Source organism: Paenibacillus sp. FSL H7-0918 (genome assembly GCF_038007025.1).
GTDB lineage: Bacteria > Bacillota > Bacilli > Paenibacillales > Paenibacillaceae > Paenibacillus_AQ > Paenibacillus_AQ odorifer.
The window spans coordinates 220,686-241,863 of record NZ_JBBOWJ010000005.1; the positions used below are offsets into that span (position 1 = coordinate 220,686).

Consider the following 21,178-nt stretch of genomic DNA (forward strand, 5'->3'; position numbering starts at 1 on the left):
CAGCAGTTGTTATTGATAATGGGTTGTCCGTTTACTAACCTCTAGCGAGACTACGGATAGCAGCATACATATAAATACCAGAACCATTGCGACACTAGAGGCTTCTCCAATCTGAAAGGCTTCAAAGGCAGACTGATAATACATATAGAGCAAGGTGCGTGTTGATCCAGAGGGTCCACCTTGTGTAAGTACGTTAATCTGGTCGTAAGCCTGTAACGCCCCGATGATCTGTACGATGAACAGAAACAGTGTCGTTGGCGAGATTAGCGGTAAAGTAATACGGCTGAATTTTTGAACAGCATTTGCTCCATCCAGTTGAGCTGCTTCCAGCAGATCCGTAGGGACATTGCGTAGTGCCACCAAGTAAAAAATCATCGCCCAGCCTACCGATTTCCATATTGTCACGAGCAGAACGCCAAGCAGCGCCCATTTAGGGTCTTGAAGCCAACCAATTTTTTCTAGACCTAAGAGGTCAAGTACAGTATTGGCAAGGCCGATTTCGGGTTCATAGATCCAGGACCAGACAATGGATACAGCCACGGTCGGCGTGACCCAAGGGGAGAACAGCAATACCTGATAGAGGGTGGAGCCTTTCAGCTTCCCGTTCATCAGGAGTGCTAGTCCAAGTCCGATCAGAATAACGGGCAGCACACTTCCGGCACAGAATAACAGAGTCACTCTAAGTGCTTTATAGAAGGCAGGATTGCTGAACAGATCCAGATAGTTGGTTAGTCCGACAAAGGTTTTCTCAGGGCTCATGAAGTCCCATTCCGTAAAGCTGAGATAAAATACATAAAGTAATGGCGCTAGCCAAAATACAACGAATGGAATCATTGCCGGCAAGGTGAAGAGCACCGGTTTCAACTCCCCTATAAATCTCGAACGTTTCATTATTCTGTCGATACCCCATTCCATCTTCTGTTTTTTGCGGTATAATTCTGAGGAAAGCTCTTCCGTTCAAAAAAAATTGTACACTCATCGAGCGGCTGCGTGGTCAAGTGGACGTAAAGATCGATGCGAGATTATGTAAAAAATTAAGAGATTAGCGCAGGTAGTTGCTATTTTGTGTAAAATAGAAGGGTAGATTCTAAGTGGAATGAAGGTGCAGCTATGAAACAGGTAGCCTTTGGTGAAGAGAATAAAGACTTATCTCCACGCGAGCAGCTGCTGCGTCCGATGATCGATGCGATTGCTCAGACGATGGACCTATATGGTGCGAATTATTCATTCGGGCAGCTGTATGGAATTATGTTCTTTGAAGACCGTCCGATGACGCTTGAAGAGATGAAGAATGTGATGAATATGAGCAAGAGTAATATGAGCTATGGAGTCCGTTCTTTGATGGCCTCCAAGATGGTCACTAAGCTGGAGGAGAAGCGGGACCGAAAGGATCTGTATGCAGTGGAAACAGATTTCTTTCAGACCTTTAAGAACTTTTTTGGGATGAAGCTACAGCGGGAGATTGATGTCATGAAGCACGCTTTAGACGTTGTCATTCCTGAGCTGGAGGGATTGGTTCAAGCCGTGGATACGTCTGAGGAGGAGCGGCAATTCTGCCTGAAGGATCTGGAGAAGCTGGAGCATGCCGTTCAATATTATCATTGGCTGCAGCAGTTCGTGGACGAGCTTGGGGAAGAGAATTACTTCGCAGATAAGAGAAGGTCCTAGACCGTCTACAATCACATATAGATGTACATAATTGTATATAGATCTCCATTTTTGCGGGGTGTTCCTTAAGCCGGTTCAGGCTTGAGGTTCGCCCTCTTTTTTATGATAAAGAAACAAAAATAAGAAGAAAATGTAACCAATAGCAGGTGGAACTTCCATAAAATATATAGTTACATAGGGACAAGAAATGTTGTTAAGGAGATTCTGAGATTGAAAACAAAAAAATATATGCTGCTTGTTGTCATAGTTCTACTGCTGAGCTTTGCTGCTATTTTGAATACACAACGTGAACCTTCAACAATTATTATTAACGTAAATGGTCAAATGATAAAGACGATAGCTGCCAACCCTGCCTCGCCTGATGATCTTATGATCCCGAAGGCGGTAGCTGAACAGGCACTAAATACACAAATCGGCTGGCAGAAATCCGGCCCTCTTCCAAAAGGTATTTACTACAGAGATCAGGTGGCTGTGCTGATGTATCATCATCTTTCTGAGAAGCCCATGCCACAGTTTCCTTGGGTGTTATCGGTTGATCGGTTTGATGATCAAATGAATCTGCTGAAGCAGGAAGGTTTTCATGTGATCAACATGGCGGAATACCGTGAATTTATGCTGAATAACGGCGCAGTTCCGGACAATGCAGTGCTGCTGACCTTTGATGATGGATATGAGAGTTTCTATAAATTGGCGTTCCCCGTTTTGCAAAAATACGGATATACAGCCGTTAATTTTGTTATCGTATCTACAATAGATCACCCAGATCCGAATAGCGTACCGAAGCTCACTTGGGAGCAAATGCGGGAAATGAAGCATGCTGGGATGGGATTTTATAGTCATACCTATGATTTGCACCATTATGGGATTGTCGATGCCGAGGGCGGGCAGCGGCCAGCTGCAAGTGCCTTGTTATATGTTGATGATGAGAACAGGAATGAGATGAATGTCGAATACTACAGCAGAGTTACACGTGATCTGGCTAAGGCGGAGCAAAGGCTGAAGGAAGAATTGGGCAATACGGATTCGGCGATTGCTTTTCCTTATGGGTCCTACAATGACAGATTGCTGGCTGTTTGTGATTCGCTAGGGATTTCGCTGACCTTCAAAATTGAGGATGGGATTAACACTAGAGCGGATCGGAATGCCGCACGAATTAACGGGGGAAGTGAGACACTTACCGCTGCGTTGACGCTTGATCAGATGAAGCATATCGATTTGCCTATGGAATTGACCTTGAACAACCAAAAGGTGAATATGGTAAGGAATTCTCCTGAAATGAGGAAGGGAACCTTGATGGTTCCATTTCATCAATTATGCAAAGATCTGCATATAGATATGAAATATGATCCGAAACGCCGAATCGTTGAATTGACTCATATGGATGCAGGAGCATGAAAAGTGTCACTTTTATTGATGATGAGATTACAAAAAGTGAGTAAATTCGTCATTTTAGGCGAATCACTAGTTGCTATAAGTGAATTCCTTACTGTAGACTATAAACAGAGTACTAATTGGTAAGCGAATGGAGAGAACTGATGGAATTGTTTAAGCGTTATTACGCAAATTTAACGGTCCGGCGTTTTTTGATTTTAGGATTGGTTGCTCTACTGCTATTCAGTATTAGAGATATGCTTAATTTGGTACTGTTGACGTTTTTGATTGCGTATGTAATGAATAGCTTTCAAGTGCTGCTCACGAAGCGCATTAACAAATATGTAGCAGTTAACAGCAAAGTGATTATTGTTATTCTATACCTTGCCTTAATCGCTGTAATTGTCATAACCCTCGTTAATTATCTGCCTAAGGTTTTCATACAGATTAAACAGTTAACGAATTTTTTGACCAATTTGACCCCTGAGAACATCCCGCAGAATGATATTGTGCAGTATATATTCGCCCAGCTTAAGGATTTGAACTATCAGTCGTATATGAAAGACGGTATTGAATATGTCTTGAAAATAAGCAATTGGGGCACCAGCTTTGTTTTATCAACCATTTTGAGCTTTGTATTTATACTTGAGAAGAACAGGATCGTTAGTTTCACTTCCCGCCTTAAAGAGAGCAAAATCTCTTGGTTCTATGTAGAGCTTGAGTATTTTGGCAGAAAATTTATCTCCTCTTTCGGAAAAGTGATCGAAGCACAAATTCTGATCGCGTTGTTTAATACATGCTTTACGGTGATCGGACTCTGGATTTTAGGTTTTCCTTACCTTTTCGCATTATCCATTATGATCTTCTTGCTTAGTTTAATTCCGGTTGTAGGTTTTGTTATCTCGCTAATCCCACTTTGTATTATTGGTTACAATATTGGTGGCCTAGTCATGACTATCTATGTACTGGCAATGATTGCCGTGCTTCATTTTGTAGAAGGCTACTTCCTAAATCCTAAACTGATGTCATCCAAAATGAATTTGCCTATGTTCTATACGTTTATCGTGTTGTTATTCTCTGAGCATTATCTCGGGGTTTGGGGTCTGATTCTGGGGATTCCGATCTTTGTATTCTTCCTTGATATTCTGGAGATTAACAGAGAGAACAAGATAGGGACTTAGGGATTCTGTTATAAAATAAGTATTAAATATAAAAAACCCGGCTAAATGGAAGATCCATTTAGCCGGGTTTTTTTTGTGTATGTTACAGCGTCGCTGTATGTATTCCCTTAACCGAAGGAAGTATGGACACTATCTGAAACGATGTCCCTCAGCTCCGCTTTATATGCCGCATACTGCTCGGTTGTTATGCTTCCAGCGGCTAACCGTGAATCCAATTGATCCGTTAGCTGGGCAACCTGTAGATCGATTACAGCTTCAATATCTTGGCCTTGTTCTGATGCAATATCTTGAAGTGACTTACCGTCATATATGGCCTCGTATAGATCCTCGTCCGTTGGCTGGTTAAGTACCTCCAATAATTCGTCTTGATCCGCGACCTCTGCCGTGGACCATTTTACAGGCGAACTTGCATTAGCGGTAAGACTAGTCCAAGCATTTCCGAAAGACATCACTACAACTACCGTTCCGACTATGATCACTCTTTTTATATCCATTAGAGTCCTCTTTTCTTGTTCTGCAATAACTTATCTTGCTTAAGCATCCGTCTAAAGTATCGTTTAAAATGGGTTCTAACTAGTTATATTGTAACCCGCGAAGCTGAACTGAAGCTTAAGCAATATTAAAAATAACCTAAAGATTTAACACGGCTATGATATAGCGATAATACACCGCAGGTATACTTTCCAGATGAGCTTCATTGCATATTTATGCATTGAATCACAATCAAACAAATGGGGAGTGTTCGGAGTTTTGAGAATAACAGCAAAAACTAAACGTTTATTTTCCAGCATAATTGCCAGCAGTTTGATGTTGGGAATCATGGTTCCAGCAGGATATGCTGAAGAGCAGCAGCTGGAGACGGAGCAGACATCTTCCGAATTAGAGGCGCATTTTGATGAACAGGTTGAGCTCGACACGCTTTTAAGTCAACCGACTGTAATGGCAGAGGTGTACGCGGTACCTAATAATCCAGGAGCGCTACTGATTACAGAAGTTGTTCCGGATACTAAAAATGTAAAAGGGACAGATGGAACCTCTGTAGATGGTTACGAGTTTGTTGAGGTCTACAATAATACGGACAAGCCGGTTAATTTTAAGGATTATTATTTCTTTTATAATGACAAAGATACATGGGCGCCTAATGGTGATGCTGTAATACCGGCGCATGGAAATATTGTTTTCTGGATTATGAACGGCAATAATCTGAATGTTCCTACGGAGGATTTCATCAAAAACTTTAATCCTTCTGCAGCTTTGCAGGAAGGAGTGAATCTGTTCCGGATCAACGGTGGCGGGGGGATGGCTAACACTTCTGCGCGTAATTTACAAATTAAAAGCAAAGCAGGAGATACGCTAATTGTTTCTGCTTCCTATGGAAAAGAACAGGTGAAGGAGAATAACGGGATCTTCTATCAATATTTGCAAGCGGATAGCTCCGTTATGAACCTCATGGCGAATTCGGGAACGGTTGTGGCTACGCCTGGAACCGTAGAGGCAGAACAAGTGCCTGAGCTAGTTCCTGGGAACAAGCAGCCAGTGATTGAACATATTGCACAGAGTAGTGTCGATCCAGCCGATCTCCCTATCAGTGCGAAGATTACTAATCTGGAAAGCGGGGCAGATGGATCACAGCCTGTAGTGAAGCTACAGTATGGCTCTCCTTCTCAGGCGAAAGATACGGTAATCACCATGACTTCAAAAGGTGGGGATGAATATGCGGCAATGATTCCTGCAGCTGCGCTGGAAGAGCCGGAGCTGCATTACAGCATCCGCGTTAATAATGTGACAGAGAGTTATTCTGTTCATGTGAACCTGCCGGCGTTCGATTCGAATAATGTGCCGCCGTTGTTAATCACAGAGCTGCTGCCGAATTCGACGAATGTAAAAGGAACGAGCAGCGACGCTTTTGAATTCATTGAGATCTATAACAATACTGATGCACCAGTTAATTTCAAGGACTACAAGGTCTATTATCGTTATCCTGATAAAGGTAACGCTTCCGATGTGAAGTGGCCTTCGACGCCAGAGAACTTTCTGATTCCTGCACAGCAGTCCGTGGTGTTCTGGGTTATTAATAGTGCCAATAGTACTTACACTGCTAATGATTTCAATACAGAATTCAACACAAACTTAATTGAAGGCACCAATCTCTTTTTGATCAAAAGCGATGGTATGGCGAACTCTGGCCGCCGGGCAGTCGTAATCAAAAGTAACACGGAAAAAGAAATTTCCTCCGCGTATTATGATGCTGACCTCACCTACGATGGTGGAGCTAAAGGTGATGACACCAAAGAGAATAAAGCCCTTCTATATAAGTATCCTGTGAATGGGCTGAGCAAAATGCTCAAGATCAGTACGGGGTCAGCCGTTCCGTCACCAGGCCAGACGGATGTAACACAACTTCCAAACACACCGATCCATGTGGAGCCGGATACAGAGAAACCAACAGTAGAAGATCTGACCGGCGTAACGGAGATTGATCAGTCGCTGGGTCTCGATTTGAAGGCTTTTGCTGATGACAATAAAGCTGTTACTTCTGTGGAAGTTAGAGTGTCTTCGGACAAGCAGCCGGAGGCTGTTAGCCACAATCTATCCCAAGACTTCAACGACAGCTTGTATCACTTTAAATTGACCTCTGCGGATTTGATTGGCAGAAATGAAATCCAGTATTACTTTGTTGTTTCTGATGGAACGAATGAAACACAATCTCCAGTAATAAAAGTAAAAGTTACAGGAGGACAGGATCAATCACCCCTTCGTTTGAATGTGAAGGAAGGGCAGTTGATCAATGGCTCCGTGACCGTAAAGGGAACCTCTGCCACCGCTAAGGCTGATGTCTTAGGCTTGAGCATTGACAGTAAGTTACTGGGCAATAACGAGGCATATAATGCACTGGAGAATGATGCCTACTTTGTATTTGAAGCTAAAAATGTGGACTATTATTTTAAAAATGCGATCACGATGGGACCGGAAGAACTAGGAGATGCCAGTATTCTGTATACCTTTATGGACCCGATTACTACGTATACTACATTGACTTTTCCTATTTCTTCTGCCGCTTTAAAAAAGGGTACGGATAATGTGATTTACATTCGGGCGGGCTCTAAATCATCTCCATTTGATCCTCGTCCTGAGGAGAATAAGGATGATTTTGAAGTAAAAAATGTTCGTCTCCTGCTGGCAGATGGTACCGAAATTTGGGACCCGGCTTATGCAGAACGTGATAAGGAAATCAAGATGGGGGACAGCGCAGGTAAGCATGAATCCCTCGGCTTCCAGTTTGATCTAAAAGCGGATTTGTTCCGTTCAAAGGCGTACAACTGGAATACTAAGGAAGCAACTGACGGAGAACATAAAGTAACGCTTACCGAAGGTGGAACGAAAGTATCATCAAACGTAATTGTCGACAACACGCCACCATCCATCAAAGCATCCATAGAAGAAGGACAAACTTACCGTGGCAATTTTGAAATTGCTGCTGAAGTTAAGGATACTTATGCGGGTGTAGATAAGGTCAGCGTGAAGCTGGATGGTAATGTTATTGAACTGCCCTATGCTACTTCATCCGGGAAGTTGTCGGCTGGGGATCATACGCTTTCTATCACAGCCTTAGACAGGATTGGCAATCAGGCAGAAAAGGTCATTACATTCCATGTACCGAATGAGAATCCATTTGCGCCACTGCTTATTTCTCCTACAAACTGGGAGACCGCTGTAGGTACTAATCCGACTTTAAAGGTTAAGGTTGAAGATCCTAATCAGGATAAGATAAACGTTACCTTCTTTAGAGGATTTAAGTACGATGCTAACCATCCGGAGCAAGGCTTTGCTGGGTTTATAAATGCATCCGATACAGAGCCGCCGAAACAATCCGTACCTGCGGGCGAACAAGCGCTTAGCAGTGATGACTACAGTAAAATAAGTGCGGTGGACGGACAATATTTAATTAATGATGCTGTCGATCAATTCCCTTATCAGCGTTATGAAATTAAGCTGGATGAGTCGGTTAAGGCGTCAGATCGTGTAGATATTGAATGGAAAGGGAATTCGTTGCCGGGACGAAAAGTAAGTCTCTACGCATGGAGTCCAGCTCAACAAAAATGGGTACAGCTGGATCATTTAATCGCTGGAACAGAGGATTTTGAGCTGAAATCCACGGTTACAGCTGGAGAATATGCTAATGGAAATAGCATTGCCGTAATGGTTCAGGATGAAATTGCTTCTGTGGCTAAGACAGCACCTACAGTAACACAAGATACGTATGACTTCTCTTTTGTATGGATGTCTGATACACAATATTATTCACAGAGCTACCCTTACATTTACCGTAAAAATGTAGAATGGATAGCTGACAACAAAGAGAGCTTGAACCTGAAATACGTTATTCATACAGGAGATATCGTGGATAAATCCTATCAGGAGTATGAGTGGAAGGAAGCTGACCGGGACATGAAGGTTCTGGAGGAAGCTAACATTCCTTATGGTGTTCTTGCAGGTAATCATGACGTAGGTCATCAAACCGGGGATTACACGAAATTCTGGGAGTATTTTGGAGAGTGGAGATTCAAGAATATGCCGACCTTTGGTGGCTCTTATGACAACAACAGGGGCCATTACGATTTAGTGTCTGCGAACGGAAATGATTTTGTTATTGTATACATGGGCTGGGGATTGGCTGAGGAAGAAATCGAATGGATGAATGAGATCGTTGCCCGTTATCCAGAGCGTAAAGCGATTCTTTGTCTCCATGAATACTTGCTGGTTTCTAATAACCGGGCACCTATTGCGGATAAGATTTTTGAGATGGTTGTGAAACCTAACAAAAACGTAATCGCAGCACTGTCCGGCCATTATCATGATGCTGAGCTTAAAGTAGACGAGCTGGATGATAACGGTGACGGTATTCCAGACCGCAGTGTCTATCAAATGCTGGCAGATTATCAAGGCGCTGAAGAAGGGGGACTCGGCTATATCCGACTGCTTCAGTTCGATGTTGCTAATAACAAACTTCGCGTGAAGACTTATTCGCCTTATTTGGATGATTATAACTACTATGATGAAGACGAATATCCAGGCAAAGATGAGTTCGTTCTGGATCTGGATTTACAGCCTGTGACTAAACGTGTGGCTACCGACTATATCGGAGTCAAGGTTTACAGCGATCAGGAAATTGCGGCCAATCCACAAGTAGAGAGTGGCGCGGAGACTCAGGTCACTTGGAGTAAGCTGAATCCGGATAGCTACTACCAATGGTATACAAAGGTTGAGGATGATCACTCCGGTAGTGTGCTTTCAGATATCTGGGGCTTTTACACTGGAAAAGAGGATGTGACGCCGACACCAGAGGTGACACCGACACCAGAGGTAACGCCGACACCAGAGGTATCGCCATTGCCAGAAGTGACGCCATCGCCAGAAGTGACGCCTACACCAGCACCAGAGGTGACAACGGCACCTCCGGTAGTTTCACCAGTGCCAACAGTGACTCCAACGCCTACAGCCACACCTGGAGCGGGAAAAGGAAACATTGAACTGGCATTAGGAAGTAATGGGACGTATACAGCTGATCCGTCAGCCTTGAAGAAACTGATAGAGGAAGCTGCTACAGGGGGAAGCCTAAAGATTAGCGCAGGCGGAGCAACCTCGGCTCAAGATCAGATTAGAATTGCTCTTGATGCAGCCGCTGTTCAACAGGCTGTCGATAAGAAGTTGAATTTGAATATTGTTTCATCTAACGTTACCTTGAGCGTACCAACAAGCTCCTTACCAGCCATTCCGGCAGGCAGTGATATGCTGCTACTAAGCATTGATACGAGTATGATATCTGTACAGGCCAATGACGCTGGAATGAGTCCATTCAGAGCTAACGTTACGCTGAACCTCAGTACATCTGCAGGAGGCAAAGAAACGGCTATCCACCAGCTTAAAGGTGCTGTTACGATTACCTTGACGCTGACTAAGGAACAGCTTGCTAAGCTTGATACAGATTTTGCGGGTGTCTATTATGTAAATGGCAGCACGTTGGAATATTTGGGTGGAGTGTTTAAGGATAATACCGTTACCTTCACAACAAATCACTTTTCCTCCTTTGCGGTGCTGGAATACCATAAGCAATTTAGGGATACTGCTGGTCACTGGGCAGAGTCGTATATTTCCAAGCTGACGGCTAAGCATGTGATTAAAGGGATCGACGATACGCATTATGGACCACAGGCGAATGTAACCCGTGCAGATTTTGTTACACTGGCCGTTCGTTCTCTCGGATTGGATGAAGCAAATGGGGCTATCGTACAGAGTGCTTTTGCAGATGTATCTAAAGATGCTTATTATGCACAGTCGATAGACAAAGCTGTCCAGCTTGGATTGATCCAAGGCAGTGATGGCAAGTTCCGACCTAAAGATGCGATTACTCGTGAGGAGGCGGCAGTTGTCCTGCAGAAACTGATGCAGTATAAAGCAGGATTGCAAGCTTCCGTTGCTGCTGCTGCAAGCTTTAAGGATATGAATAGTGTATCTGAGTGGGCGAAGCAAGCGGTAATTGATTTGCAAGCAAAGGGAATCCTTGACGGCAAGGGCGACAATAACTTTGACCCTCGTGGCAAAGTGACCCGTGCTGAAATCGCAAAACTGTTATATGGAATAATCAAATTATAAGATAGGTTGGCAAAGGCAGGCAGAGGTGACTCTGGCCTGCTTTTTGTCTTTTTTGCGTGTAGTCTCCTTTTTCTTCTATGTAAAAAGGGAATTTCCACTATTCATATGATTTTTCATATATAATATTTTTGAATTAATTTTTAATTTTCAGAATCTTTCAAAATAAAAGGTAGATTGCAAGGAGTGCAAGTGAAATTAAATATCTCCAATCTGCCACTTCAGGAGTCGGGTAAAATATATTTACCAGTTAGAGCGTTATTTACCGGCCGTATCATCTTTTATGCAGGTTTATGATGAAGACAGCCATGCGCTTGTACTGGAAAGTGGTCTATAAGCTTCCAAGTTGGAGGGCACCTTTGAGGGTGTTCTTTTTTTGAATATATAAAATACTTACTTGACAGGTAGGAATAAAGGGGTATATGATATCACCAATACTTAAACAGTAATTAAATGAACAGTGAAATAATTCAACTGAGCTGATTGGACCACCAAAGGCTCCCGTACTTTTCCCTTGTCAGGGGTAGGTGCTGGGAGTCTTTTTTTATGGGCTGATTGGGAGAAAGCAGAGGTAAGTAAGCCATGAGCGAACAATATTGGAGACAGCTGGAGGAGACAGATTGGGCATTTCGCAAGGCGGTTCGCAGATTCGTGAAAGAGCGGGATAAGGTCGCCGTAGCAGGCATCTCCTTACCAGGCATGCTGATTCTGCACAAAATCATTCGTGATGGTGAACAAAGGCTAGGAGACTTAGCGGATGAACTAGACTTCACCTCAGGTGCGATTACCGCATTGAGCGATAAGCTTGAGGCGGGTGGATATACCGTGCGCAGACGTAAAGAAGGCGACCGTAGAACGGTAATGCTGGATATTACGGATAAAGGCCGCAAGCTGGCGGAGCAGAACAGCAACATCGGAGAACGATGTATTTCGCTTTTGTTTGAGGGGTTTACGGAGGAGGAATTGGCGCAGCAAAATGACTTTTATCAGCGGATCATTAGCAATTTGGAAGGATTCTCGGATATCCTGCTGAAGCTCGCCAAGGAGAATGCAGAGACCTCTCCAACCCTTGAACAGAAGCCACGAACAACCACCAAAAAAAGTAATTATCTTAGCTACTAAAAATTGAACGTAGGAGAGATGAACGATGGGACATTCAACCATTTATCCAACTGGAGCAACCGTATATAACCCTAACAAAGCCTGGAGTGGCTATACCGTATTTCAAGCTGGTGAAGAAGGTGTTGTACTGATTGATATGAACGGTAAAGAGGTGCATTTGTGGAAGGGGCTGCTTGGATTTCCGGCTAAAATCTTCCCGGGTGGTTATGTGCTGGGCAGCACAGGAAGAAGAGATCCTAAATTCGGAATACAGGATAATGTAGATCTGGTACAGGTGGACTGGGATGGGAACATCGTGTGGAAATATAACAGCTATGAACATATAGAAGATCCGGGTTATGAACCCCTCTGGTATGCCCGCCAACATCATGACTATCAGCGCGAAGGCAATCCGGTCGGATATTTTGCACCGGGGCTTGAACCCAAGGTAGACAGTGGAAAAACGCTAATTCTTGCTCATAAAAACATCTACAATCCTCAAATCTCCGACAAACAATTGCTTGATGACACGATCCTTGAGGTGGACTGGGAGGGGAATATCGTCTGGGAGTGGGCTCCAAATGAACATTTTGATGAGCTAGGCTTTGATGAAGCGGCCAAAAATGTACTATTTCGTGATCCTAACTCACGCTCTTTCGGAAATCTAGGTGGTGGTGTTGGAGACTGGCTGCATATCAATTCGGCTTCTTATGTAGGACCCAATAAGTTTTACGATGCAGGGGATGAGCGTTTCCATCCGGATAACGTGATCTGGGATGCGCGTGAAGCAAATATTATTGCGATCACGGATAAGCGTACCGGAGCCATCGTTTGGAGAATCGGTCCGGATTACTCGCTGCCAGAAGTGAAGCATATCGACTGGATCATTGGCCAGCATCATGCGCACATCATTCCGAAAGGTTTGCCGGGAGAAGGCAACTTACTTGTATTCGATAACGGGGGCTGGGGCGGTTATGGTCTTCCAAATCCATCTTCTCCTTTTGGGCAAAAAAATGCACTCCGCGACCACTCGCGAATTCTGGAGATTAATCCCGTAACCCTTGAGATTGAGTGGCAATATACAGCGGCAGAAGCAGGTTTCTCTGTCCCAACCGATTCTTATAAATTCTACAGTCCATATATCAGCTCAGCTCAACGGCTTTTGAATGGCAACACCTTAATTACAGAAGGTTCTAACGGCAGACTCTTTGAGGTTACGCCAGAACATGAACTGGTATGGGAATATATTTCGCCATTTACTGACTCCAGAAATACCAACATGGTCTATCGTTCCTACCGTGTGCCTTATGCATGGGTACCACAGCTGGAAACGCCAGTTGAACAAGCGATTGAGCCAATAGACGTAACGCAGTTCAGAGTCCCGGGGTCTGCACCTAAAGGATCGGATTCTGTGGTAAGTGTGGCGACAACCCTGCCATTTGTTGAAGGAGCTGCTTGTGTGGCGACGACGGATGAAGGCAGCAGCCGCAAGGTAAATTAACAAATTTGAGGAGATGTGTCGGTTGAAAAAATCATGGATCAGCTCAAGCTTTCTGCTCTTATCTTTATCAGTGGTTATCCTTTTATCGGGCTGCAGCTCCAAGGGCGACGCGGCTGCCTCTAATGCCGCTAAAGAGGGAGCGGCGAACAGCAAAGCAGAGACATTAAAGATAAAAATTGCTGACATCAATACGAATCCCACTTTTCGGGTGGCACTAGATAAAGGCATCTTTGCCAAACACGGGATTGACGCTGAACTGGTCAACTTTGGTTCCCCTGCGGAAGGTGTAAATGCCCTTTTTATTAAACAGGTGGATGTGGCTTTCGGGGCAGACTTCCCCTTGCTGAACGCAGTGGCGAAGGGCGATTATGCTATTATCGCCTCGGCGGGATTAGCGACTGATGAAGCGTCCACTGAATGGAAATTGTTCGTACAGGACGATATTCAGAAGGCTGAAGACTTGAAGGGGAAGAAGCTGAGTTTCATACGCGGTACCTTCATTCCGTACCTTTGGGATGAATATTTGAAAGAGCATAATGCTGCTCTCAGTGATGTGGAGTTGATAGGACAGGGTGCCTTTGATGAAGCTTATATCGCTTTGAAGCAAGGTGCTGTGGATGGAGCATGGTTTTATGGTTCGGTTCTGAATGATAAGCTCTACGCGCTTAAAGGTGTTCATGAACTGACAGATATGTCTAAAACCACGGTTCGATTGGGGATGGGGATTGTAACGGGAAATGATTTTGCGACTAAGAATCCGCAAGGTATAGCAAATTTCCTAGCAGCGGTGAATGAAGCCGGAGCCTATGCTCAGGCTCACCCAGATGAGGTTGCTGATCTGATGTATAAGGAAGTGAAGCAGCCTAAGGAATCAACGATAAAAGATCTGCCGAATAATCCGTGGGCACTAGGATTTACTCAAGCAGCGTATGACAGTTTGACCAAGCAAAAGAAATATATGGTCGACAACGGAATCATTGAGAAGGATTTTGATCTGGATAGCAAACTGAATCTCGAGCCGCTGGCGAAGGCATTGCCAGAAGAGGTTACGTACAAGAAATAGGGGGAGTTCAGCATGTCATTATCTGCTAAGCAGCATACCATTCATATTGAGCAGCTCCGTAAAAGCTACAGTGAACCGACTGCTGGGGACGTTCACTACATTATAAAAGATGTAGATCTCGTAATTAAAGGTGGCGAATTCTTCGTTCTGCTCGGGCCGAGTGGTTGCGGGAAATCAACACTGCTGAATATGATCGCCGGCTTTGTCTCCAAATCCGGTGGGCATCTACGGGTGGATAATGTAGAGGTGAATAAGCCCGGCAGAGATCGGGCGGTTGTGTTCCAGCAGGCTGATTCCTCCTTATTCCCTTGGTTAACCGTTCGTCAGAATGTGGAGTTCGGATTGCGGATGAAGAAAATCGCAAAGGTGGAACGGCATACAATATCGGATAGGTTCATCGGGCTTGTTGGGCTGAACGGGCATGAGGAGAAGTTCCCGAAGGAGCTGTCTGGGGGTATGAAGCAGCGTGTTCAGCTGGCTCGGGTGCTGGCGAATGATCCAGCGATTCTGCTGATGGATGAGCCATTTGGTGCACTGGATGCGATGACGCGCCGAACGATGCAGAAGGAATTGGTCAATATTTGGCGCCAGACACATAAGACGGTGATTTTTGTAACTCATGATATTCAGGAGGCGTTATTGCTGGGAGAACGAATTGGTATTATGTCAGTAGGACCGTCCTCTAATATTACGGATATTTATGACAATACACTTCCGTATCCGCGGGACGTAACCTCACCGGAATTCTACTCGTTATACAATCAAATTCAAGGTCATTTCGAAGAATAGGATAGGGTGAGACAGATGAGAAAATGGGTGGAGAAGAAGTGGGTTTCCGTAACCCTTCTATGGATTACCGCGCTCTGCGTCTGGCAGCTTGGAGCTGTAATCTATAGCCCCGATGTGATCCCCGGACCATGGAGTACACTTAAAGGCGGAAGGGAGCTGCTGGAAGACGGAACCTTGCTGCAATATATCGGAATTAGCTTTTACCGGGTGCTCATTGGTTGGGTACTCGGCAGTTTACTGGCGATTCCCGTAGGACTAATCATTGGGAAGGTGAACTTGATCCGTATTTTTGCGGAGCCTTTCCTGAACTTTATCCGTTTTATCCCGCCGATTGCATTCATTACTTTGTTCCTAGTATGGTTTGGTATTGGGGAGCAGTCGAAGATTGCGTTAATTATGTACGCTACCTTTTTTATCGTGGTGCTGAATACTTTAACCGGTGTGATGTCCGTGGAAGAGGACAAAATCCGCTCAGCCCGCAGTATGGGCGCCAGTGAGTGGCAAATTCTGATTCATGTGGTCGTTCCGGCGACGATCCCTTATATTTTTACGGGTATCCGGTTAGCGATGGGCACCTCATATATGGCGATTATCGGCGCGGAAATGATTGCTTCGAACGAAGGTGTAGGTTATCTGATCTGGAATTCCCGGTTGTTTTTCCGTACGGATTGGATCTTTGTCGGGTTATTCTGCCTTGGCTTTATGGGCTTCTTTACGGATCGGCTTTTTGGCTGGTTCGGTAAGAAGGTGCTTTACAGATACGGTGTTGTCAGTGTGGCAGCGCGTAGACGGTAGTTATATTCATACATGTAAAACTGCCTGGAAATGTCGGGCAGTTTTTTACTTGGACTGAAGTTTATACGAATATTTTTTGTCATTGTAATTAAATTGGATGGAATCCAGTGATGAGGGATTAAGAGAATAATCATTTATTTTTTCTTTGTTGCCAGTCAGAAGATTATAAATATAAACTTCGTAACTATAGCTACCATCTGCATTTCCAGGAAGTATGGAAACCGATAGATAAAGTTTTTCTTTTTCATCAACTGCATAACTATAAAATTTACCTCCAGATGAATGGAATTGAGCAATTTCTTTATTAGATGTTGGATCGTCTACTTTCATCACCCAAGCTTGTTCTCGTATCGGCTGAGCGCCATCAGTGAAAATGGAAAAGGTATGATAGAGGATATAATCATCTAATCCAAAAACGCCGCTAACCACCAGAACAGCATCGCCATCATTTAAAGGTAACGTCAATAGCTTCTTGGACTTTTCTACAGCTAGTGTTTTTTCATTAGGAGAACTTAAATAGAAAGTGAAAGGCTCTGTTGGAAAATAAAATGGATTTGCTTCTGTTCCAGGGGCAATGTTCATTTTTGGGGCTGGCAACCATACGATACCGGCAGAGGTATTGACAGCGTAGTTGTATTGTTCTGTATTCTGATCACGTAATGGGAGGGTGTAAAGATCACTGTTTATTTGAATGATTTTATTACTTGTATCTGGCGTGTTATTTTTAGGAGGAGTAGCTGCATTGTTGCAAGCTGAGATAAGCAAAGTACATAGAAATAAACCTGTTACCATCTGAATTTTTGTAAACGGCATTTTTCAAGCTCCTCTGAGGGTCATTTCTTATTATGAATAAATACTACTATACATCAGTAAAGTTCTATTTTAGTGTAATTAATGTAATTATTTTCATAAAAACATTTCTAAGGGAAACGGCGGTCATCTAAAAAAGACGACAGGTCGTTTCTTTTTATTTACAAATATTCCTATTCTCCTTAATGCCGCGAAAATAGTACACGCCTATACTGCAATTGGGTGCCTAACAGTTGTACATAAAGAAGCCCGCAAATAAGAAATAGGAGTGAAGGGGAAATCATGAAAAAAGGGATCAAAAATCAATTATCGATGGGTCTAATGTTATCCTTGCTCGTCCTGTTGCTTGCTGCTTGTGGAAATTCAGCCAAGGCTGAAGAAACAACGAATGGAAAGGCTGGCACCAAAGAATTAAGTCTGACTGAGATCGAGAGTAAAGCTAAAGAAGAGGGCAGTATCGTCAGTGTAGGAATGCCGGATTCCTGGGCGAACTGGAAAGATACATGGAGTGATATGAACAGTAAGTATGGTCTTACACATTCGGATACCGATATGTCGAGCGCGGAGGAAATTGCCAAGTTTGATGCGGAAAAAGACAAACCAACGGCCGATATCGGAGATGTGGGGATTGCGTTTGGCTCGGTTGCCGTGGATAAAGGGGTAACCCAGCCTTATAAAACATCCTACTGGGATGAAATCCCCGATTGGGCTAAGGATAAGGACGGGAATTGGATCGTCGGCTATCAAGGCACCATTTCTTTTCTGACTAACACTAAGCTCGTGGCGAATCCACCGAAGAGCTGGGAAGATCTGAAGAACGGTAACTACAAAATCATCGTTGGTGATGTAACCAAGGCTGCTCAAGCACAGATGGCTGTATTGGCCGCAGCGATTGCCTTTGGTGGCGATGAGTCGAACATTGAACCGGGGATTGCTTTTTTCGAGGATTTAGCTAAAAACGGACGTCTCTCCAATGCAGAAGCTTCCCTTGCCAACATTGAAAAAGGGGAAGTAGAAGTTACCCTGCTCTGGGATTTCAACGCTTTGAACTATAGAGACCAGATCAACAAAGATGGCTTCGCAGTAGCCATTCCCCAGGAAGGCAGTGTCGTGAGCGGGTATGCCACGATCATCAACAAATATGCGCCGCATCCTAACGCGGCGAAGCTTACACGTCAATACATCCTTAGCGATGAAGGACAGATTAATCTTGCCAAAGGTTACGCTCGTCCGATCCGTGACAGTGTAACGTTGCCGGATGATGTTGCAGCTAAGCTGCTGCCAAAAGAAGAATACGTCAACGCTAAGCCTGTTGGTGATTACAAGGTATGGGAAGAGACGGCAAAAACCATTCCTCAATTGTGGCAGGAACGTGTGCTTGTGTATTTGAATTAGTATTCATTTCTCCCTAAAAAAGAAGCAGGGCGCCTTCGTCATGATGCCGTAAGGCGCCTTTGTTCTATTCCCGCGACAAGGAGCGAGTAAGATGAAACAAAGAAGCCGCGGTGTGATCCTGGCACTTATTCCATTTGCACTAATGGTGTTAGCCTTTCAACTGGTACCTATACTATCCATGTTGACGGGAAGCTTTCGCACAGCGGACGGAACGGGATTTACGTTAGGCAATTATCTGCATGCGTTGCAAAGTGCCTATTACATGCAGGCGATTAAGAACAGTCTGCTAATCTCCATAACCTCAAGTCTGATAGGGATCATTGTCGGACTTTTTTGTGCTTATTGCATTACCCGGTTTACCCCGAGAGTACGCGATAGACTTCTGATGCTGTCGAATATGACCTCTAACTTCGCAGGTGTTCCGCTGGCTTTTGCTTATATCATTTTGCTCGGAAATAATGGGGTGTTTACACTCTTATTTAAACAGTGGGGCTGGAGTGTTTTTGCCGATTTTGATCTATATAGCTGGTCAGGTCTAATACTGGTGTATGTATACTTTCAGGTTCCGTTAGCCTTACTGCTTTTGTACCCGTCCTTTTACGGAATTCGTGAGCAGTGGAGAGAGGCAGCGTCCTTACTGGGGGCTGGGCCTTGGCAGTTCTGGAAGACGATTGGCCTGCCTATTCTAACTCCGGCGATCTTCGGCACACTTGGAATTCTTTTTGCTAATGCAATGGGGGCTTATGCCACGGCTTACGCATTGGTTGGCGGAAATTACAATCTGTTGGCGGTACGTATCGGTTCACTGATTGCCGGAGATGTGGTTACACAGCCACAAATGGGGAGTACGCTTGCTGTTCTGCTTGGTCTGACTACGATTTTGGCGGTTTATCTGAACCATTTAATGGTGCGGCGTGCGGAGAGGTTCGGAACGAAAGCACTCAGTAAACCGGATGTGAAAATCAAAGCTTCCCGGCGTTTATGGACAGCTCGTGAGGAGGCAGGGCAATGAATATACGTAAAGCAGGCTTTGCTCCACGCACCTTCATGCTGCTGCTCATGGTGTATTTGCTGCTTCCTCTTTTGGCAACGGGCATTTATGCTTTTGCACAAGATTGGCAGAATACCTTGCTGCCCCGAGCTTGGACGCTGAATTGGTTTGGGGAAATGTTTGAGGATATTCGCTTTCTGGAGGCGCTTTGGACCTCGCTTTATTTATGCCTGATCAGCGTGGTGCTGAGTCTGGCCGTGATGCTGCCAGCTGTTTTTGTCATCACCCTCTATTTTCCGCGTTGGGAGAGCTTTATGAAAGGTATTGTTGTTTTGCCTTATGCGGTGCCTGGTGTTGTGGCTGCGGTAGGTCTTATTCGTACCTATTCTTCTGGACCCTTTGATATCGCTGGAACAGCGTATTTATTAGTGGGGGCATATTTTGTGGTCATCCTTCCCTATATGTATCAGGGCATTCGCAATAGTCTGTTAACGGTTAATGCCGTTGAACTGCTGCATGCTGCGGAGCTGCTTGGTGCCCGCCGAAGAACGGCCTTCGTGAATGTGATTTTGCCTAATATATGGCCTGGGGTTATCGTCTCTACACTGTTATCATTTTCAGTTCTATTCGGCGAATTTGTCCTTACGAACATGTTAGTTGGCGGACATATTCAGACGATTCAGGTATATCTATATCAAAGGGTTGGTGAAAGTGGACATTTAGCCAGCGCGATTGCGATCTCTTATTTTCTGTTTATTCTAATTCTTTCGATGGTACTCATGAAGCTCGGTAAAAAGATGGGAGGGGGCGTTAAGGGATGAATGATTATCTAAAGCTGCAGGGTGTATGCAAAATGTTTGGGAATACCTGTGTGTTAGACAATGTTGATTTGGAGATCCGTGAAGGTGAACTTGTAACACTGCTAGGCCCCTCCGGTTGTGGAAAAAGCACATTGCTACGCTGCATAGCCGGTCTTTCAGAGCTGGATGGCGGCAGAATTCTTTTGGAAAATAAAGATCTGGGAAGTTTGCCGCCCCGTAAGCGCGAGGTAGGAATGGTGTTTCAGTCTTATGCCTTGTTCCCCAATCTGACGGTGAGCCAAAATATCGAGTATGGAATGAAAATGCGGGGATTATCGAAATCAGCCCGCCATCATCGCTGCGCGGAATTGCTGGCATTGGTCGATCTGGAAGATAAACGGGATGTATATCCGCAGTCCCTCTCCGGTGGACAGCAGCAGCGGGTAGCGCTGGCTCGTTCTCTAGCGGTGCAGCCCAAAGTATTGCTGCTGGATGAACCCTTAAGCGCACTAGATGCTAAGATACGCAAGAATTTACGTGCAGAAATTCGTGATATCCAAAAAAGGTTTAACATGACGACACTATTCGTGACACATGATCAGGAGGAAGCGCTGATTCTTTCTGACCGCATCTGTATTATGAACGGTGGCCGGATTGTGCAGGATGGCACACCTGAGGGGTTGTACTCCGCACCACGAACAGAGTTCGTTGCCCGGTTTATGGGCAGTTACAATGTATTGACCCGATCAGAAGTGATGACGTTGTTCCGGGGGATAGATAGCACGCAGGACCGCTTTGCTATTCGGCCTGAGGCGGTTACGCTGCTGCATGAGGGCGCGGGACTTCACGAGGTTGCTGCCGGAGTGCAACTGGTGGATGGCATCATTAAATCTGTCTCCGTGTTGGGCAATATTATTAGGTGTACGGTAGAGGTAGAAGACATTTGCTTAACGGTTGATCTTTTAAATGACGGACGCTGGCTGAGGCTGGTGGAAGGGGCTAACGTCACCTTGGCTCTGAACCCTTCTGAGCTGCTGCATCTGGAACGAGAGGGAGCGTAAT

At 44.7% G+C, this 21,178-nt stretch carries 16 protein-coding genes; 13 read left to right on the top strand and 3 right to left on the bottom strand.

What is annotated here, in order from left to right:
• Positions 1–9: 9 nt before the first annotated feature.
• Positions 10–891, bottom strand: a complete 882-nt coding sequence (locus MHI15_RS28430; RefSeq protein WP_076127023.1) for a carbohydrate ABC transporter permease — start codon at positions 889–891, stop codon at positions 10–12.
• A gap of 219 nt (positions 892–1,110) precedes the next feature.
• Between MHI15_RS28430 and MHI15_RS28435 the strand changes: the two genes are divergently transcribed.
• The 3 genes from MHI15_RS28435 to MHI15_RS28445 all read left to right on the top strand — a co-directional run bounded on the left by MHI15_RS28435 (position 1,111) and on the right by MHI15_RS28445 (position 4,220).
• Positions 1,111–1,668, top strand: a complete 558-nt coding sequence (locus MHI15_RS28435) for a GbsR/MarR family transcriptional regulator (RefSeq protein ID WP_076101159.1) — start codon at positions 1,111–1,113, stop codon at positions 1,666–1,668.
• 210 nt (positions 1,669–1,878) lie between these two features.
• The gene (locus MHI15_RS28440) at positions 1,879–3,063 is read left to right on the top strand and encodes a polysaccharide deacetylase family protein (protein WP_339245955.1); all 1,185 of its coding nucleotides are present in this window, start codon (positions 1,879–1,881) and stop codon (positions 3,061–3,063) included.
• Between the two features lie 140 nt (positions 3,064–3,203).
• Positions 3,204–4,220, top strand: coding sequence for an AI-2E family transporter (locus tag MHI15_RS28445; protein WP_036687315.1), 1,017 nt, complete (start codon positions 3,204–3,206; stop codon positions 4,218–4,220).
• 107 nt (positions 4,221–4,327) lie between these two features.
• On the opposite strand, the gene MHI15_RS28450 is transcribed toward MHI15_RS28445, so the two are convergent.
• Positions 4,328–4,714 carry a hypothetical protein gene (locus MHI15_RS28450; protein ID WP_038568262.1) on the bottom strand — a complete coding sequence of 129 codons (387 nt, stop codon included), beginning with the start codon at positions 4,712–4,714 and terminating at the stop codon, positions 4,328–4,330.
• A gap of 256 nt (positions 4,715–4,970) precedes the next feature.
• On the opposite strand from MHI15_RS28450, the gene MHI15_RS28455 reads away from it, so the two are divergent.
• The 6 genes from MHI15_RS28455 to MHI15_RS28480 all read left to right on the top strand — a co-directional run bounded on the left by MHI15_RS28455 (position 4,971) and on the right by MHI15_RS28480 (position 16,120).
• Positions 4,971–10,874 carry an S-layer homology domain-containing protein gene (locus MHI15_RS28455; RefSeq protein ID WP_341165168.1) on the top strand — a complete coding sequence of 1,968 codons (5,904 nt, stop codon included), beginning with the start codon at positions 4,971–4,973 and terminating at the stop codon, positions 10,872–10,874.
• A gap of 579 nt (positions 10,875–11,453) precedes the next feature.
• On the top strand, positions 11,454–11,993 hold the full coding sequence (locus tag MHI15_RS28460; protein ID WP_036687318.1) for a MarR family winged helix-turn-helix transcriptional regulator: 540 nt from the start codon (positions 11,454–11,456) through the stop codon (positions 11,991–11,993).
• A gap of 25 nt (positions 11,994–12,018) precedes the next feature.
• The gene (locus MHI15_RS28465) at positions 12,019–13,473 is read left to right on the top strand and encodes an aryl-sulfate sulfotransferase (protein WP_076192518.1); all 1,455 of its coding nucleotides are present in this window, start codon (positions 12,019–12,021) and stop codon (positions 13,471–13,473) included.
• 22 nt (positions 13,474–13,495) lie between these two features.
• Complete coding sequence (locus tag MHI15_RS28470) at positions 13,496–14,536, top strand: ABC transporter substrate-binding protein (protein WP_076192516.1); 1,041 nt, start codon at positions 13,496–13,498, stop codon at positions 14,534–14,536.
• Positions 14,537–14,548: 12 nt separating this feature from the next.
• Positions 14,549–15,325: an ABC transporter ATP-binding protein gene (locus tag MHI15_RS28475; protein WP_076186160.1), complete on the top strand. Its 777-nt coding sequence runs from the start codon at positions 14,549–14,551 to the stop codon at positions 15,323–15,325.
• Between the two features lie 15 nt (positions 15,326–15,340).
• Positions 15,341–16,120 (top strand): ABC transporter permease, encoded by a 780-nt coding sequence (locus MHI15_RS28480; protein ID WP_341165169.1) that lies wholly within the window; start codon positions 15,341–15,343, stop codon positions 16,118–16,120.
• 45 nt (positions 16,121–16,165) lie between these two features.
• Here the strand turns inward: MHI15_RS28480 and MHI15_RS28485 are convergent, their stop codons facing one another.
• A complete protein-coding gene (locus MHI15_RS28485) occupies positions 16,166–16,933 on the bottom strand; it encodes a hypothetical protein (protein ID WP_076304748.1) in 768 nt (255 codons plus the stop codon).
• A 279-nt stretch (positions 16,934–17,212) separates the two neighbouring features.
• Between MHI15_RS28485 and MHI15_RS28490 the strand changes: the two genes are divergently transcribed.
• From MHI15_RS28490 to MHI15_RS28505, 4 genes are all read left to right on the top strand, one after another.
• Entirely contained in the window at positions 17,213–18,325 is a 1,113-nt protein-coding gene (locus MHI15_RS28490) for an ABC transporter substrate-binding protein (RefSeq protein WP_339245963.1), read from the top strand.
• A 91-nt stretch (positions 18,326–18,416) separates the two neighbouring features.
• The gene (locus MHI15_RS28495; RefSeq protein WP_076306798.1) at positions 18,417–19,337 is read left to right on the top strand and encodes an ABC transporter permease; all 921 of its coding nucleotides are present in this window, start codon (positions 18,417–18,419) and stop codon (positions 19,335–19,337) included.
• Complete coding sequence (locus tag MHI15_RS28500) at positions 19,334–20,137, top strand: ABC transporter permease (RefSeq protein WP_076186152.1); 804 nt, start codon at positions 19,334–19,336, stop codon at positions 20,135–20,137. The genes MHI15_RS28495 and MHI15_RS28500 overlap by 4 nt, the downstream gene beginning before the upstream one ends.
• Complete coding sequence (locus tag MHI15_RS28505) at positions 20,134–21,177, top strand: ABC transporter ATP-binding protein (protein WP_076307967.1); 1,044 nt, start codon at positions 20,134–20,136, stop codon at positions 21,175–21,177. The genes MHI15_RS28500 and MHI15_RS28505 overlap by 4 nt, the downstream gene beginning before the upstream one ends.
• Position 21,178 lies beyond the last annotated feature (1 nt).

Coding starts and splice junctions, on each gene's coding strand:
- MHI15_RS28430 (WP_076127023.1), bottom strand. CDS start 891: ATGAAACGTTCGAGATTTATAGGGGAGTTGAAACCGGTGCTCTTCACC.
- MHI15_RS28435 (WP_076101159.1), top strand. CDS start 1,111: ATGAAACAGGTAGCCTTTGGTGAAGAGAATAAAGACTTATCTCCACGC.
- MHI15_RS28445 (WP_036687315.1), top strand. CDS start 3,204: ATGGAATTGTTTAAGCGTTATTACGCAAATTTAACGGTCCGGCGTTTT.
- MHI15_RS28450 (WP_038568262.1), bottom strand. CDS start 4,714: ATGGATATAAAAAGAGTGATCATAGTCGGAACGGTAGTTGTAGTGATG.
- MHI15_RS28460 (WP_036687318.1), top strand. CDS start 11,454: ATGAGCGAACAATATTGGAGACAGCTGGAGGAGACAGATTGGGCATTT.
- MHI15_RS28465 (WP_076192518.1), top strand. CDS start 12,019: ATGGGACATTCAACCATTTATCCAACTGGAGCAACCGTATATAACCCT.
- MHI15_RS28475 (WP_076186160.1), top strand. CDS start 14,549: ATGTCATTATCTGCTAAGCAGCATACCATTCATATTGAGCAGCTCCGT.
- MHI15_RS28480 (WP_341165169.1), top strand. CDS start 15,341: ATGAGAAAATGGGTGGAGAAGAAGTGGGTTTCCGTAACCCTTCTATGG.
- MHI15_RS28485 (WP_076304748.1), bottom strand. CDS start 16,933: ATGCCGTTTACAAAAATTCAGATGGTAACAGGTTTATTTCTATGTACT.
- MHI15_RS28490 (WP_339245963.1), top strand. CDS start 17,213: ATGAAAAAAGGGATCAAAAATCAATTATCGATGGGTCTAATGTTATCC.
- MHI15_RS28495 (WP_076306798.1), top strand. CDS start 18,417: ATGAAACAAAGAAGCCGCGGTGTGATCCTGGCACTTATTCCATTTGCA.
- MHI15_RS28500 (WP_076186152.1), top strand. CDS start 19,334: ATGAATATACGTAAAGCAGGCTTTGCTCCACGCACCTTCATGCTGCTG.
- MHI15_RS28505 (WP_076307967.1), top strand. CDS start 20,134: ATGAATGATTATCTAAAGCTGCAGGGTGTATGCAAAATGTTTGGGAAT.